This window comes from Paraburkholderia sp. PREW-6R (genome assembly GCF_039621805.1).
Taxonomy (GTDB): Bacteria; Pseudomonadota; Gammaproteobacteria; order Burkholderiales; family Burkholderiaceae; genus Paraburkholderia.
On sequence record NZ_CP155073.1, the window covers coordinates 1,856,871 to 1,870,722 of the forward strand.

The following is a 13,852-nucleotide window of genomic DNA, read 5'->3' on the forward strand; positions in this document are numbered from 1 at the left end:
CGTTGGCAGCCAGTCGATCAGATCATGGACGCTCGACGAATTCGAGTGCCAGCACAAGCGCCAACACATTCGACAATGGTAGGACGGGCGTGTTGTAGCACGTCGTCTTTCTCAAGAATCTTCGTTTCTAGCGATGCGGAGCGCAGGAGTCAGGGTCTTTTCAGGCCGCGTGCCGGCGGCCGCGCGCCATGAAAAAAGCCCGCTTCAAGGAAGCGGGCTTGGTGTGCGACGCGTGGAAACTGGAATCGGCGACGCGCTTACTGCACGCCCTGGCTCGCCAGGAAATCCTCGTAATTCCCGCCGAAGTCGTTCAACGTACCATCCGTTTTCACTTCGATGATCCGGTTCGCGAGGCCGCTCACGAACTCACGGTCGTGCGACACGAAAATCAGCGTGCCTTCGAATTTGTCCAGCGCGATCTGCAGCGATTCGATCGACTCCATGTCCATGTGATTGGTCGGCTCGTCCATCAGCAGCACGTTGTGGCGGCCCAGCATCAGCTTGCCCCAGATCATGCGGCCCTTCTCACCGCCGGAAAGCACCTTGACCGATTTGCGGATGTCGTCGGCATTAAAAAGCAGACGGCCGAGCGTGCCACGCACCATCTGTTCGTCGTCCCCTTCCTGGCGATAGCCGTCGATCCAGTCCATCAGCGTGACGTCGTCAGGAAACTCTTCATACGTGTCCTGCGGCATATAGCCGATGTTCGCATTTTCGGCCCACTTCACCGTGCCGTGATTGAGCTGCAGCTTGCCGAGCAGCGAGCGCAACAGCGTCGTCTTGCCTGCGCCGTTCTCGCCGATGATTGCGATACGCTCGCCCGGTTGCACGCTGATGCTGAAGTTAGTAAAGATCGGCCGCTCGTACTTCTTCGAAATGCTGTCGGCCACCACGGCAATGTTGTGCAGCTTCTTTTCGAACTCGAAGCGGATGAACGGGTTCTGACGCGACGACGGCTTGAATTCCTCGATCTTGATCTTGTCGATCATCTTCAACCGGCTGGTGGCCTGGCGCGCTTTCGACTTGTTGGCCGAGAAGCGGCGCACGAAGTCCTGCAGGTCGGCGACACGTTCCTTGGCCTTTGCATTGGCGGCCTGCTGACGCTCGCGCGCCTGCGTGCTGGCGAGCATGTAGTCGTCGTAATTGCCCGGGTACACCTTCAGCGTGCCGTAGTCCATGTCGGCCATGTGCGTGCACACCTGGTTCAGGAAGTGTCGATCGTGCGAGATGATGATCATCGTCGAGTTGTACTGGTTGAGCATGTCTTCCAGCCAGCGGATCGAGTTGATGTCCAGGTTGTTGGTCGGCTCGTCCAGCAGCAGCACGTCCGGCTTCGAAAACAGCGCCTGTGCGAGCAACACGCGCAATTTCCAGCCCGGCGCGACGTTGCTCATCGGGCCGTTGTGATCCTCGATTGCAATGCCGATGCCCAGCAGCAGCTCGCCCGCGCGCGCTTCCGCCGTGTAACCGTCGTACTCGGCGAATTTCGCTTCGAGTTCGGCGGCGTGCATGTAGTCGTCGTCGGTGGCGTCGGGGTTGGCGTAAATCGCGTCCCGCTCGGTCATGGCGGCCCACATCTCGGTGTGGCCCATCATCACCACGTCGAGCACGCGCACGTCTTCGTATGCGAACTGGTCCTGGCGCAGTTTGCCGAGGCGCACGTTCGGTTCGAGCATCACGTTGCCCGAACTCGGCTCGAGGTCGGAGCCCAGGATTTTCATGAAGGTGGACTTACCGCAGCCGTTCGCACCGATCAGCCCATAGCGGTTCCCTTCCCCGAATTTGACGGAGATGTTCTCGAAGAGGGGCTTCGGCCCGAATTGCATGGTGATATTGGCGGTAGACAGCACGGCGCGTCCCTTTGAATGTGATATCGGCGAAAAACCCAATATTTTAGCAGGTTATCGCGAATTCAACCCGCGCGTGCGACGCCGTTGCGCGCTTTCGCGCCGCCACGCAAACCGGGCATGTGCCGGTGCGACGGAAGCGCCGTGCGGCCCTTTTTGAGGGCAGCATCCTGTAAGCGTCATCCGCGCCGTGCTGGGGGGAACGATGCGCGCCGCCCGGCCCGCGCCAATCAGTCGTGCTGCACGCCGCGCGGCGTTTGCAGGATGTCGATGAAAGCGGACAGGTCGGCCTGAGCCAGTCCCATGGCTGCGCCGAGTCGCAGCAGTTGCTGCACGGTTGACGTGACCGGCATCGGCGTGCCGGTCTCATACGCGGTAGCGGCGACCGTATCGATGTCTTTCTGGAACGTGCGAAATGCGCCCACCGGAGCAAGACCGCTTTGCGTCATACGGGGCACGAAAGTCTGCAGCAGCACCGAGTCGGCCCAGCCGCCGGCGAGACCCTCCGTCAACCTGGCCGGATCGATGCCGCTGCGCTGCGCGAGACTCACCGCTTCCGCGATCGCGGCAAGCGTGGCGGTGACGATGGCCTGGTTGCACAATTTCGACGTCTGGCCCGCGCCGACGTCACCCATACGCGTCACACGCGACGCGTATGCGGCAAGCAGGGGCCGCACCGCATCGACGTCCGCCGCCGCGCCGCCTGCCATCACGGCAAGCGTGCCCGCCGTGGCGCCGGCCACTCCGCCGGAGACCGGCGCATCGATCCACCCGACGCCGCCGGCTGCCTCCCTTCCCTCACCCTGACGCATACCTTGAACGTCACCCTGACTCACACCCGCCCGCACAGCGGTCAACGCCGCCGCGCGCTGCGCAAATGCGCGCGTGGCGGCGGGCGGAATGCTGGAGTGATCGACGATCCAGCGCAACCGTCCCGCGAACGACGCGTCCGCGCCCAGCAGGCCTGTTGCACCGAACACCGTCTCTTCGACCGCGGCCGCATCCGCGACACACAACAGTACGGCCTCGCAACGCTCGACCAGTTCGCGCGGCGTATCCGCCACCTGTGCGCCGTGCGCGAGCAGCGCTTCCGCTTTCGCGCGCGTGCGATTCCACACGTGCACGACATGTCCCGCGCGCAGCAGATGCCGGACCATCGGCGCACCCATCAGGCCGGGGCCGCAAAAACCAATTTCCACGTTCGAACCTCGTCAATGTGCGTCATATGTTGACGCCAATGATAACGGCCGCTTGCGGTCGCGAGATAGCGGGCACGCGATGTGCGACATGACTCGCTCATACGACGGTTTTCGTGCGCGATCCGTTGACTTCATTTTTTACACCAGCGAAGACTGAAGGAGAAAGTTCATGTCAGATCATGTCTACAAACAGATCGAATTGACCGGCTCGTCGACCAAATCAATCGACGACGCTGTGACCACCGCCATTGCAAAAGCGTCGAAGACATTGCGCAACTTGCACTGGTTTCAGGTGACGGAGACGCGGGGCCAGATCGAAGACGACAAGGTCGCTTACTGGCAAGTGACCATCAAGGTCGGTCTGCGGATCGAATAGCGAAAAAAAAGGCTGCGTCCATACGGGACGCAGCCTTTGCGGATCGCGGCGGCCAGCGGCGCCGCGCTTCAATGGTCGCTTACTTCGGCAACGAACCGTCCACGCCTTCCACGTACCAGTTCAACCGCTGCAGTTCCGCGTCGCCGAGCGTCTTGCCGGCCGGCACTTTCACAGCGCCGCTCTGATCCTTGATCGGGCCGGTGAACACATCCCACTTACCGCCTGCCAGCTCGTCGCGCTTCGCGGAAACCTTCGCCTGCGCATCGGCCGAGATCGCCGACGTGTTCAGATCTTCCAGATTGACGGCCTTCTGCGGAATACCCCACCAGACCGGGTCGTTTTTCCACTTGCCGTCCAGCACCTGCTGGATCGCCGCGTCGTAATACACGCCCCAATGCGCGACCACCGAACCCAGGTGCGCGTCAGGTCCGAACTTCTTCATGTCCGAATCCCAGCCGAACGCATGCACGTGCTTCTCGGATGCGGTGGCGAGCGTGGCGCTCGAATCGGTGTTCTGCAGCAGCACGTCCGCGCCTTGGCCGATCAACGTTTCAGCTGCCTGCTTTTCCTTGCCCGGATCGAACCAGCTATTGATCCAGATGACCTTCGTGTGAATCTTCGGGTTCACCGAGCGCGCGCCGAGCGTATAGGCGTTGATGTTGCGCACCACTTCCGGAATCGGCACCGACGCGACGAAACCCAGCGTGTTCGTCTTCGTCACATAACCTGCGGCTACGCCGGCAAGGTAGGCGCCCTGATACATGCGCACGTCGTAGGTGCCGAAGTTCGGCGCCTTCTTGTAGCCGGTCGCATGCAAAAACACCGTGTCCGGAAAATCTTTCGCGACTTTCAGTTCGAAGTCCTGATAACCGAAGCTCGTACCGATGATGATCTTGTTGCCCTTGCTCGCCAGATCGCGGAACACGCGCTCCGAGTCGGCGGATTCCGGCACGTTTTCAATGCGGGTGATCCTGATCTTGCTGCCGAATTTCGCTTCCGCTTCCTTCGAGCCCTGGTCGTGTGCGTAGGTCCACCCGGCATCGCCCGGATTGCCGAGATAGACGAACGCGACGCCCGGTGCGTCGGCGGCCTTCGCGCTCTGCGCGAGCGGCGCGGCGAGCGCCAGCGACGCGGCGCCCCATGCGAAAGCAGTCAGCAGATTCCTTCTTTTCATGTTTTCTCCTGTTGTGTTTGTGTGGTGCGTGTTTCTATCGTGCATGTTGGCGCGTTGTGTTCGCGCGTGAGTTGCTGTGGAGTTTGCCTGTCATGCTTACCTGTGTTGTGCTTGCCCGTGATGCGTGCCTTTCATGCGTGCCCGTCGGGTACGTTGCGCCGGCATCACGCATGCGACGCCGGCGAAGACAAAAGCACGCGGATCAGCCCGCCGAGAAAAACGGTTTGCCGAGCGAGGCTGGCGCGTTCAGGCGAATCGTGTTCGGATTGCGCGAGATCAGCACGAGCACGACGACGGTCGCGACATACGGCAACATCGCGAGGAACTGCGTGGGCACCGGCACGCCGATCGCCTGTGCGTAGAACTGCAGACCGGTCACCGCGCCGAACAGCAGCGCACCGATCAGCAGACGCCCGGGCCGCCACGTCGCGAACACCACGAGTGCGAGCGCAATCCAGCCGCGGCCCGAAGTGAGCTGTTCCTGCCACAGGTGCAGATTCACGATCGAGTAGTAGCCACCGGCGAGGCCCGCCATGCCGCCGCCGAACGCTACCGCGCCGTAGCGCACGCCCACCACCGGAAAGCCGACCGAGTGCGCGACCTGCGGCGACTCGCCCACCGAGCGCAACACGAGTCCGGCGCGCGTACGGTACAGAAACCAGCCGATCACCGCAAACATCAGGAACGCGAGGTAGTCGAGCGGCGTGAGGCTGAACAGCGCGGGGCCAAGCACCGGAATTTTCGAGAGACCGGGAATGGTCCACGTATCGATCGTCGCGCGCACGGCGGCCGACGTGTACGGCTTGCCGACATACGCAGACAGGCCGATGCCGAAGATCGTCAGCGACAGGCCGGTCGCGACCTGGTTGGCGAGCATGGTGAGCGTGAGAAACGCGAAGAGCAGCGACATCGCGAGCCCCGCTCCGATCGCGGCGACCACGCCGAGCCACGGGTTGCCGGTGACCGCCGTGACCGCGTAGCCGGTCACGGCGCCCATCAGCATCATGCCTTCCACGCCGAGGTTGAGAACGCCCGACTTTTCGGCGACGAGTTCGCCCGCGCCCGCGAACATCAGCGGGATCGCGGCAGTGACGGCGCTCGACGTGAGCGCGCTGGCTTGTTGAATATCCATGGGAATCCGGCGGGCAGAAATCAGTGGGCCTGCGCGGCGACGGAGCGCCGGCGCACGCGGTAATTGACGAACAGGTCGGCGCCGAGCAGGCAGAACAGCAGCAGCCCCTGGAACACGCCGGAGAGCGCCTGCGGCAACTGCATCGACGTCTGCACCGCTTCACCGCCGAGATACAGCAGCGCCATCAGCAGGCTTGCGAGCACGATGCCGAGCGGATGCAAGCGCCCCACGAACACGACGATGATCGCGGTGAAGCCGTAACCCGGCGACCAGGTGGCCTGCAACTGGCCGATCGGACCGGCAATCTCGCCCATGCCGGCGAGGCCCGCGAGACCGCCGCTGATCAGCAGCGACGTCCAGATGGTTTTCTTGTCCGAGAAGCCGGCGTAGCGGGCGGCGAGCGGCGCAAGACCGCCGACGTTCATCCGGTAGCCCGCGAAGCTTTTGCGCATGAACACCCACACGAGCGGAATCGCCACCAGCGTGACGAAAAGGGACGCGTTCAGCCGCGTGCCGCGCAGCCATTTCCAATGCCAGTCGCCGGAAAACGTGGGATAGAGCGCGTCCCCGCTGAACATTTCGGAGAGCGGAAAATTCATCCCCTGCGGATCACGCCACGGGCCGCTGACCAGATAGATCAGCAGTTGCGTCGCCACATAGGTGAGCATCAGGCTGACCAGAATCTCGTTGGTGTTGAAGCGGCTTTTCAGCAGCGCGGGAATCGCGGCCCACGCCATCCCGCCGAGTACGCCGGCGACCATCATGGTCGGCAGGATCCACCAGCCGGTGGCCTGGTCGAAGTAGATCGCGACGCCGCTCGCGGCGATGCCGCCGAGCAGCATCTGCCCTTCGGCGCCAATGTTCCACACGTTGGCGCGATAACCGATCGCGAGACCGAGGCCGATCAGGCACAAGGGCGACGCCTTGAGCAGCAGTTCAGACCAGCCGTTCACGCTCGAAAGCGGCTCGATGAAGAACGCGTGCATGGCCTGCACGGGATCACGTCCAACGAGGCTGAAGATCAGGAAGCCGATCGCGAGCGTGAGCAACGCGGCAATCAGCGGCACGGCGAGTTGCATCGCCCGCGAGGGCGTAGTGCGGGCTTCGAGTCGATACGGAAGCATCATGGGGAGCGAGTGGTGATGTGAGGTGAAGAACGGCTCAAACGTGAGCGGGCTGTTCCGCCGACGGCGCCGCGCCTTCGCGGTCGCCGAACAGGCCCGCCATCCAGCGGCCAATTTCCTCGGCGTTGGTCGCGCCGGTGGCCCGCACGGGCGACAGCCTGCCGCGCGCGAGCACCGCGATCCGGTCGCAGATGTCGAACAGTTCTTCCAGTTCTTCGGAAATCACCAGAATCGCCACGCCGCGCGCGGACAAATCCAGCAACTGCTGACGGATGAACGCCGCCGCGCCGACATCGACACCCCATGTAGGCTGCGCGACCACGAGCACCCTGGGCGCCTGCAGAATCTCGCGGCCCATGATGTATTTCTGCAGATTGCCGCCGGAAAGGCTTTGCGCCAATGCTTCGGAGCCGCCGCAACGCACGTCGAATGCTTCGATGCAGCGCTTCGCAAACGCGCGCATCGCGCCGGCCTTGATCCAGCCCGAGCTGACCATCTGCTGACGGTGCGCGGTGAGGAGCGCGTTCTCCGATAGCGTCATCGCCGGCACTGCGCCGCGCCCCAGACGCTCTTCCGGCACGAAGCCGAACCCGAGCGAGCGCCGACCTCCCGCGCCGAGGCGTCCGGCCGCCTTGCCGCAGATCGTGACCGCGTCGGCGCGCACGCCGCGCTTTTCGCCCGACAGCGCCGACAGCAACTCGGCCTGTCCATTGCCCGACACGCCCGCGATGCCGAAAATCTCGCCGGCATGCACGCTGAACGACACCTGCGCGAGCGACGTGCCGAACGGATCGTCGCTTTCCACCGAGAGCTGTTTCACGTCGAGCAGCACCTCGCCGGGATTGTGCTCGCGACGCGTATAGTCGGGCAGCGAGTGGCCGACCATCAGCTGCGCGAGCGACGCATGCGTTTCTTCCTTCGGCGTGACTTGACCCGTGACCCGGCCGCCGCGCATCACCGTGGCGGTGTCGCACAACTCCTGGATTTCGTCGAGCTTGTGGCTGATGTAGAGGATGCTGCAGCCCTCTGCGGCAAGACGCCGCAGCGTGGCAAACAGTTTGCGCACCGCCTGCGGCGTGAGCACCGAAGTCGGTTCGTCCATGATCAGCAGACGCGGATTCTGCAGCAGGCAGCGCACGATCTCCACGCGCTGCCGCTCGCCCACTGTCAGGCTATGCACGTGCCGCTGCGGATCGATGTCGAGCCCGTAGTCCGCCGACACTTCGCGAATACGTTTTGACAGCGTCTTCAGATCGAAAGGCTCATCCAGCGCCAACGCGATGTTTTCGCCGACCGTGAGCGTCTCGAACAGCGAAAAATGCTGGAACACCATGCCGACGCCCAGCTTGCGCGCCGCCGCCGGACTCGCGATCTCGACCGGCTGACCCTCCCAGCGGATCTCGCCGGCGTCGGGCCGCACCGCGCCGTAGATGATCTTCATCAACGTGCTTTTGCCGGCGCCGTTCTCGCCGAGCACGGCATGGATTTCACCCGGCTGCACGATCAACGTGACGTCGTCGTTGGCGCGCACGGCCGGATACTGTTTGGTGATGCCCGCGAGCATCAACCGGGGCGCCGCCTGTTCCGGCCTTTTTGCCGGCTGCGCGGCGGCGCCGTCGCTATAGAAAGAGTCGCTCATGTGATTCCGTTGTACGTCAGTGACTGCCGGTTACAGCGCGTCCGTCCACCTTGCCGGCAGGCGATCCGTCACCAGAACCGGATGACAATACCTAATTCGGGACAGTCAGTCGAGCCGCCAAAATTCCCGCAAACCCGCGTCGCAGCGTGCTCTGCGGGTATCCCACTCTTGACGTGGCCTTTCGTTCATATTAAAAGTCATATACCCACGCCCCCGGTCGATCAGCCAGAACATATATTTCGGAGAAGTCATGAGTCAGCAACGCGAGGCGATCGATACGTATCTATTACGCGTCTTGCACACCCTTCTGATGGAACGCAGCGTCACGCGCGCGGCCGTCAAACTGAATCAGTCGCAACCCGCCATCAGCGCGGCGCTGCGCCGTTTGCGCGACATCACCGGCGACCCGCTGCTGGTGCGCGGGAAGTCCGGCATGGTCCCGACGGAATACGGGCTGCGCCTGCTCGAGCCGGTGCAGAACGCGCTGCGCGAGATAGAACGCATCAAGTTCCAGCAACACAATTTCGACCCCGCGACGTCGATCCGTTGCTACCGGATCGGCTGCCCGGACTACCTGAACGTGCTGTTCGTGCCGACGGTGGTGGAGCGCTTCCGTCAGGCCGCGCCGAACGCGACGCTCGAGTTTCACTCGCTGGGGCCCGCCTTCGACTACGAACTTGCGCTCGAAGACGGCAAGCTCGACATCGTGGTCGGCAACTGGCCGGAGCCGCCGGAACAGTTGCACCTGTCGAACCTGTTCGTCGACCAGATCGTGTGTCTGATGAGCAACACGCATCCGTTCGCCAAGCGTGGCGGGTTGACGCTCGACCAGTACCTGAACGCTCCGCATCTCGCGCCTACTCCTTACTCGGTGGGCCAGCGCGGCGCGATCGACGTGCACCTCGCGCGCGAGCGGTTAAAGCGTCACGTGGTCGTGACGTTGCCTTACTTCAATCTGGCGCCGTACGTGCTGATCAAGTCGGACCTGATCTTCACGACAACGCGCCTGTTTGCCGACTACTACGCCAAATTCCTGCCGCTCACGGTCGTTCCCGCGCCGCTCGATTTCCCGCCGATGCAGTACTACCAGCTGTGGCACGAGCGCGTGCACTATTCGGACGAAGTGCGCTGGCTGCGCAGCCTGGTTGCCGAAGCGACCAGGACGTTGATCGACAAACCTTAAACCTGTTGCGCGGGGTTATCGGCACATGGCGACAACCCCGTTTCGTGTCTCCGTGTTTCCGTGTTCCTGTTACGCGGCCGCTTCGTACAACGTCTTCGCCAGCCGGTTGTGCTGCTCGATGACCGGAGCGAGTTCCAGCGTCGTCAACTGGCCTTCTTTCACCACTACCTTGCCGCCAATCACGCTCGTGCTCACCTGCGACGGCGCGCAGAACACCAGCGCCGCCACCGGGTCGTGCAATGCGCCTGCAAAGAGCGGCTGACGCAGATCGAACGACACGAAATCCGCCGCCATGCCGGGCGCCAACGCGCCGATGTCGTCGCGATTGAGCACTTTCGCGCCGCCGAGCGTTGCAATTTCGAGCGCTTCACGCGCGGTCATCGCATCGGGCCCGAAGCCCACTCGCTGCAGCAGCAATGCCTGACGCACTTCCGCGATCATCTGCGCGCCGTCGTTCGACGCCGATCCGTCCACACCGAGACCTACCGGCACACCCGCGAGCCGGAAGCGCCTGACCGGCGCAATACCCGACGCGAGCCGCATGTTCGAGCACGGACAGTGCGCGACACCGGTGCCCGTGCGGGCGAACAGTTCGATACCGGCATCGTCGAGTTGCACACAATGCGCATGCCACACGTCATGGCCGACCCAGCCGAGATCTTCCGCATACTCCGCTGGCGTCATGCCGAACTTCTCCCGGCTATACGCGATGTCATTGACGTTCTCGGCGAGGTGCGTATGCAGCGAGACCCCGTACTGACGCGCCATGACCGCCGATTCGCGCATCAGATCGCGGCTCACCGAGAACGGCGAACACGGCGCTACCACGACACGTAGCATCGCGTAACGCTCTTCGTCGTGGTAGGTCTCGATCAGGCGCTGCGTGTCTTTCAGTATGTCCGCTTCGCGTTCGACCACCGAATCCGGCGGCAGGCCGCCGTCCTTCTGCCCCACGCTCATGCTGCCGCGCGCCGCGTGAAAGCGCATGCCGATCCGGCGCGCGGCGGCGATGCTGTCGTCGAGCCGGCTGCCGTTCGGGTAGATATACAGATGGTCGCTCGACGTCGTGCAACCGGACAGCAGCAGTTCGGCCATCGCGGTGAGCGTCGACACTTCGATCATCTCGGGCGTGAGGTTCGCCCACACCTTGTACAGGCTCGTGAGCCAGCCGAACAACTCGGCGTTCTGCGCGGCGGGTATGGCGCGCGTCAGGCTCTGGTACATATGGTGATGCGTGTTGATCAGCCCCGGGATCACCAGGTGGCCGCGCATGTCCAGCACTTCGTCGGCCGTTTGCGGCAATTGCGCCGTCGGTCCGACCGCGACGATGCGGTTGTCCTCGATATACAGGCCGCCGTCGCGCAACTCGCGCCGGGCGCCGTCCATCGTGACCAGCACGTCCGCATGCTTGACCAGCATCGTTTTCTTCGGCGTGGTCGCCGTGTGTTCCATCGTCATTCGTTTCTCCGCTTTATTGCTTCCGTGCAAAGCCGTTCGAACGCGATGTGACGGCACGCCACCGTGCCGCCGCGTCCCGTCGAACGCCGTTGGCCCGGTTACCCAGCGTGCTTCCGCCGTCTTCGGGGTGAGTCGCAGTCGAATCGTCGTCGATCCGGGTTGACTGCAACGCACAGACGTAACCTTCGACGGCCAAAATAATGCTGACAACTCGCGCCCGAGCGATACCCAACTTCACGCCGCCGATATAGTGGGCCATTTTTGGCGCCGGTACGATCCGGCGGTGAGGCAAAATGCAGCGTAAACCCCCGTTGATGACGCGCATGGCGGCTTTCAGCAGGCTGTCTGTCATGCGCCAGGTATTATCTTTCCTATCTCGCACGCGCTGGGCGGAACAACCTTTTTACAATGGCTGCCACGGCGCTCGCTTCAATTCGCCGACGGGTATGTAGCCACTGACGTGGAGCCTCGATCCGCCGCAAACGTATCTGGATCGGGCTGCCGCCGAAACCTCGCATTCACATAAGGAAAATTGCGAATGGGAAAGCTCACTACCCATGTGCTCGACACCGCGAACGGCCGTCCCGGCGCGGGCATCAAGGTCGAACTCTTCGCGCTCTCGGGCGACACCCGCCGCGCGCTCAAAACCACCACCACGAATGACGACGGCCGCTGCGACCAGCCGCTGCTCGAAGGCGACGCACTGGTCACGGGCGAATACGAACTCGTATTCGGCGCGGGCGACTACTTCGCGTCGATCGGCACAAACGTGCCGCAGCCGCGTTTCGTCGATCGTGTCGTGCTGCGCTTTGGCGTGGCCGACGCCGGCGCGCATTATCACGTGCCGCTGCTGGTGTCGCCGTGGTCATACAGCACGTATCGCGGCAGCTAGACAGCGTCTCGCTGGCGGCTCCGGCTGCGTCGGGTCGAGGTCGCACCGAATGATGGCTGCGCCCGATTGCATTGCGCAGATGCGCGAAGGTGCTGATTCACGCATCTGCGCGCACCCGCGAAACGCATTCGAATGCACGCGATTCGACCCGATGGCCCATAAAAAACGGCGCTGTGCGAACTGAGCGCACCGCGTCTCTCACCCCGCAGTCTGCGCGTCGATGTAGTGTCCGCCGATCACTCAAAGGCACACACCTCGTTGCGCGTACAACGAATCAGAAGTGGAGGAGTTTCATGGAAGGCTTTATCACCGACTGGCTGAATCTGGCGATTCGCTGGTTTCACGTCATCGCCGCGATTGCATGGATCGGCGAATCGTTTTACTTCGTCGCGCTGGACAACAGCCTGAAACCGCCGACCGACCCGAACCAGCGCAAGCGCGGCGTGTTCGGCGAGCTGTGGCACGTGCACGGCGGCGGCTTCTACAACATGCAGAAGTACACCGTCGCGCCGCCCGAAATGCCGGACGATCTGCACTGGTCGAAGTGGCCGTCGTACACCACATGGCTCTCGGGCTTTGGTCTTTTCACCGTGCTGTATCTGTTCTCGCCGTCCACGTATCTGATCGACAGGAACGTGCTCGACATGGGTCCGGTGGTGGCTGTGGCCGCGGCGCTCGGCTTCCTCGCCGCGGGCTGGATCGTGTATGACTCGCTGTGCCGCATTCTCGGCAACAAGGACAAGGTGCTGGGTATCTGCGTCGGCGCGTACGTGCTGATCGCGGCATGGCTCGCGTGCCACATTTTCGCAGGCCGCGCGGCTTACCTGATCATGGGCGCGATGCTGGCCACGATCATGTCGGCGAACGTGTTCTTCGTGATCATTCCGGGCCAGCGCAAGATGGTCGACGCCATGCTCAAGGGCGACACGCCGAACCCGATCTACGGCAAGCGCGGCAAGCAGCGCTCGGTGCACAACACGTACTTCACGCTGCCGGTCGTATTCGCCATGCTGTCGAACCACTACGCGATGACCTACACGCACCCGCAGAACTGGGCCGTGCTCGTGATCATCATGCTGGCCGGTGCGCTGATCCGTCAGTTCTTCGTGATGCGTCACCGTGGTCAGGTGCTGTGGTATCTGCCGCTCGTGGGTATCGTGCTGATGTTCGGCGCGCTCTTCTGGACCATGCCGAAGCCCGTCGTGCCGAGCGCGCAAGCCGCGAATGCGCCCGTCGTCAAGGTTGCGGATATCGCGCCGGTGCTGCAACAGCGCTGCGTGGCGTGTCACTCCGCGCATCCGACGATGATGGGCAGCGCGCCCGCCGGCGTGTTGCTGGATACGCCGGATGAAATCTCACAGAACGCGCAGCGCATCTATCAACAGGCAGTGACGCTGAAGGCGATGCCGCTTGGCAACGTCACGCACATGACCGACGAAGAGCGCACGAAGATCGCCGCCTGGTTCGAAGGCGGTGCGGTGAAGTGATGCTGTTGGCCGGGCGTGCCGCCTGGCCGGATCAGGTATGAGGCTGGACTGGGGCGGGCTTTTCGCGTGAGCGAAAAGCCCGCTTTTTTGTTGCCGGAGCCTGGCTTATGGGACGTGTGTTGCGGGCGCTAAACATCGACGTCTGCGTTCCTGCGCCTGCATCTGGATCGCGCGGCAAGCTTTGCAGTGCCGTGCAAGGACAAGGTCTTTGCGACGTAACGAAGACATTCGCGCTAGCGACGCCCGGGCGCCAAGCCGACCCGACTCGCTTCGTACAAGGTCCAGGCCGAACAGACCGGGATCACGACTGCGCACGCCATGTGCTGCTAACGTCGCGACAG

At 63.1% G+C, this 13,852-nt stretch carries 12 protein-coding genes; 4 read left to right on the forward strand and 8 right to left on the reverse strand.

Annotation, left to right across the window (positions count from 1 at the left end; all coding sequences use genetic code 11):
* Nucleotides 1–257: 257 nt before the first annotated feature.
* Both AAGS40_RS08020 and AAGS40_RS08025 read right to left on the reverse strand, forming a co-directional pair.
* A complete protein-coding gene (locus tag AAGS40_RS08020; protein WP_345810754.1) occupies nt 258–1,850 on the reverse strand; it encodes an ABC-F family ATPase in 1,593 nt (530 codons plus the stop codon).
* Between the two features lie 227 nt (nt 1,851–2,077).
* Nucleotides 2,078–3,046: an NAD(P)-dependent oxidoreductase gene (locus tag AAGS40_RS08025; protein ID WP_345810755.1), complete on the reverse strand. Its 969-nt coding sequence runs from the start codon at nt 3,044–3,046 to the stop codon at nt 2,078–2,080.
* Nucleotides 3,047–3,215: 169 nt separating this feature from the next.
* Here AAGS40_RS08025 and AAGS40_RS08030 point away from each other — a divergent pair, with 169 nt between their 5' ends.
* A complete protein-coding gene (locus AAGS40_RS08030) occupies nt 3,216–3,422 on the forward strand; it encodes a dodecin (protein ID WP_345810756.1) in 207 nt (68 codons plus the stop codon).
* A 79-nt stretch (nt 3,423–3,501) separates the two neighbouring features.
* Here AAGS40_RS08030 and AAGS40_RS08035 read toward each other — a convergent pair whose 3' ends face one another.
* The 4 genes from AAGS40_RS08035 to AAGS40_RS08050 form a co-directional block, all read right to left on the reverse strand.
* Nucleotides 3,502–4,596, reverse strand: coding sequence for a BMP family ABC transporter substrate-binding protein (locus AAGS40_RS08035; RefSeq protein WP_345810757.1), 1,095 nt, complete (start codon nt 4,594–4,596; stop codon nt 3,502–3,504).
* Between the two features lie 202 nt (nt 4,597–4,798).
* Nucleotides 4,799–5,728: an ABC transporter permease gene (locus AAGS40_RS08040; protein WP_345810758.1), complete on the reverse strand. Its 930-nt coding sequence runs from the start codon at nt 5,726–5,728 to the stop codon at nt 4,799–4,801.
* 20 nt (nt 5,729–5,748) lie between these two features.
* On the reverse strand, nt 5,749–6,855 hold the full coding sequence (locus tag AAGS40_RS08045; protein ID WP_345810759.1) for an ABC transporter permease: 1,107 nt from the start codon (nt 6,853–6,855) through the stop codon (nt 5,749–5,751).
* A 34-nt stretch (nt 6,856–6,889) separates the two neighbouring features.
* Nucleotides 6,890–8,491, reverse strand: coding sequence for an ABC transporter ATP-binding protein (locus AAGS40_RS08050; protein ID WP_345810760.1), 1,602 nt, complete (start codon nt 8,489–8,491; stop codon nt 6,890–6,892).
* Between the two features lie 250 nt (nt 8,492–8,741).
* Here AAGS40_RS08050 and AAGS40_RS08055 point away from each other — a divergent pair, with 250 nt between their 5' ends.
* The gene (locus AAGS40_RS08055; RefSeq protein WP_006051768.1) at nt 8,742–9,674 is read left to right on the forward strand and encodes a LysR substrate-binding domain-containing protein; all 933 of its coding nucleotides are present in this window, start codon (nt 8,742–8,744) and stop codon (nt 9,672–9,674) included.
* 69 nt (nt 9,675–9,743) lie between these two features.
* On the opposite strand, the gene AAGS40_RS08060 is transcribed toward AAGS40_RS08055, so the two are convergent.
* Entirely contained in the window at nt 9,744–11,132 is a 1,389-nt protein-coding gene (locus AAGS40_RS08060) for an 8-oxoguanine deaminase (protein ID WP_345810761.1), read from the reverse strand.
* A 13-nt stretch (nt 11,133–11,145) separates the two neighbouring features.
* A complete protein-coding gene (locus AAGS40_RS08065) occupies nt 11,146–11,484 on the reverse strand; it encodes a hypothetical protein (protein ID WP_345810762.1) in 339 nt (112 codons plus the stop codon).
* Nucleotides 11,485–11,670: 186 nt separating this feature from the next.
* On the opposite strand from AAGS40_RS08065, the gene uraH reads away from it, so the two are divergent.
* On the forward strand, nt 11,671–12,024 hold the full coding sequence (gene uraH, locus AAGS40_RS08070; RefSeq protein WP_345810763.1) for a hydroxyisourate hydrolase: 354 nt from the start codon (nt 11,671–11,673) through the stop codon (nt 12,022–12,024).
* Nucleotides 12,025–12,317: 293 nt separating this feature from the next.
* A complete protein-coding gene (locus tag AAGS40_RS08075) occupies nt 12,318–13,511 on the forward strand; it encodes a urate hydroxylase PuuD (RefSeq protein ID WP_345810764.1) in 1,194 nt (397 codons plus the stop codon).
* Nucleotides 13,512–13,852: the final 341 nt, after the last annotated feature.

Bases quoted from the DNA above. Each gene is read 5' to 3' on its own strand.
- AAGS40_RS08030 (WP_345810756.1), top strand. From the start codon at position 3,216: ATGTCAGATCATGTCTACAAACAGATCGAATTGACCGGCTCGTCGACC.
- AAGS40_RS08035 (WP_345810757.1), bottom strand. From the start codon at position 4,596: ATGAAAAGAAGGAATCTGCTGACTGCTTTCGCATGGGGCGCCGCGTCG.
- AAGS40_RS08040 (WP_345810758.1), bottom strand. From the start codon at position 5,728: ATGGATATTCAACAAGCCAGCGCGCTCACGTCGAGCGCCGTCACTGCC.
- AAGS40_RS08045 (WP_345810759.1), bottom strand. From the start codon at position 6,855: ATGATGCTTCCGTATCGACTCGAAGCCCGCACTACGCCCTCGCGGGCG.
- AAGS40_RS08050 (WP_345810760.1), bottom strand. From the start codon at position 8,491: ATGAGCGACTCTTTCTATAGCGACGGCGCCGCCGCGCAGCCGGCAAAA.
- AAGS40_RS08055 (WP_006051768.1), top strand. From the start codon at position 8,742: ATGAGTCAGCAACGCGAGGCGATCGATACGTATCTATTACGCGTCTTG.
- AAGS40_RS08060 (WP_345810761.1), bottom strand. From the start codon at position 11,132: ATGACGATGGAACACACGGCGACCACGCCGAAGAAAACGATGCTGGTC.
- AAGS40_RS08065 (WP_345810762.1), bottom strand. From the start codon at position 11,484: ATGACAGACAGCCTGCTGAAAGCCGCCATGCGCGTCATCAACGGGGGT.
- uraH (WP_345810763.1), top strand. From the start codon at position 11,671: ATGGGAAAGCTCACTACCCATGTGCTCGACACCGCGAACGGCCGTCCC.
- AAGS40_RS08075 (WP_345810764.1), top strand. From the start codon at position 12,318: ATGGAAGGCTTTATCACCGACTGGCTGAATCTGGCGATTCGCTGGTTT.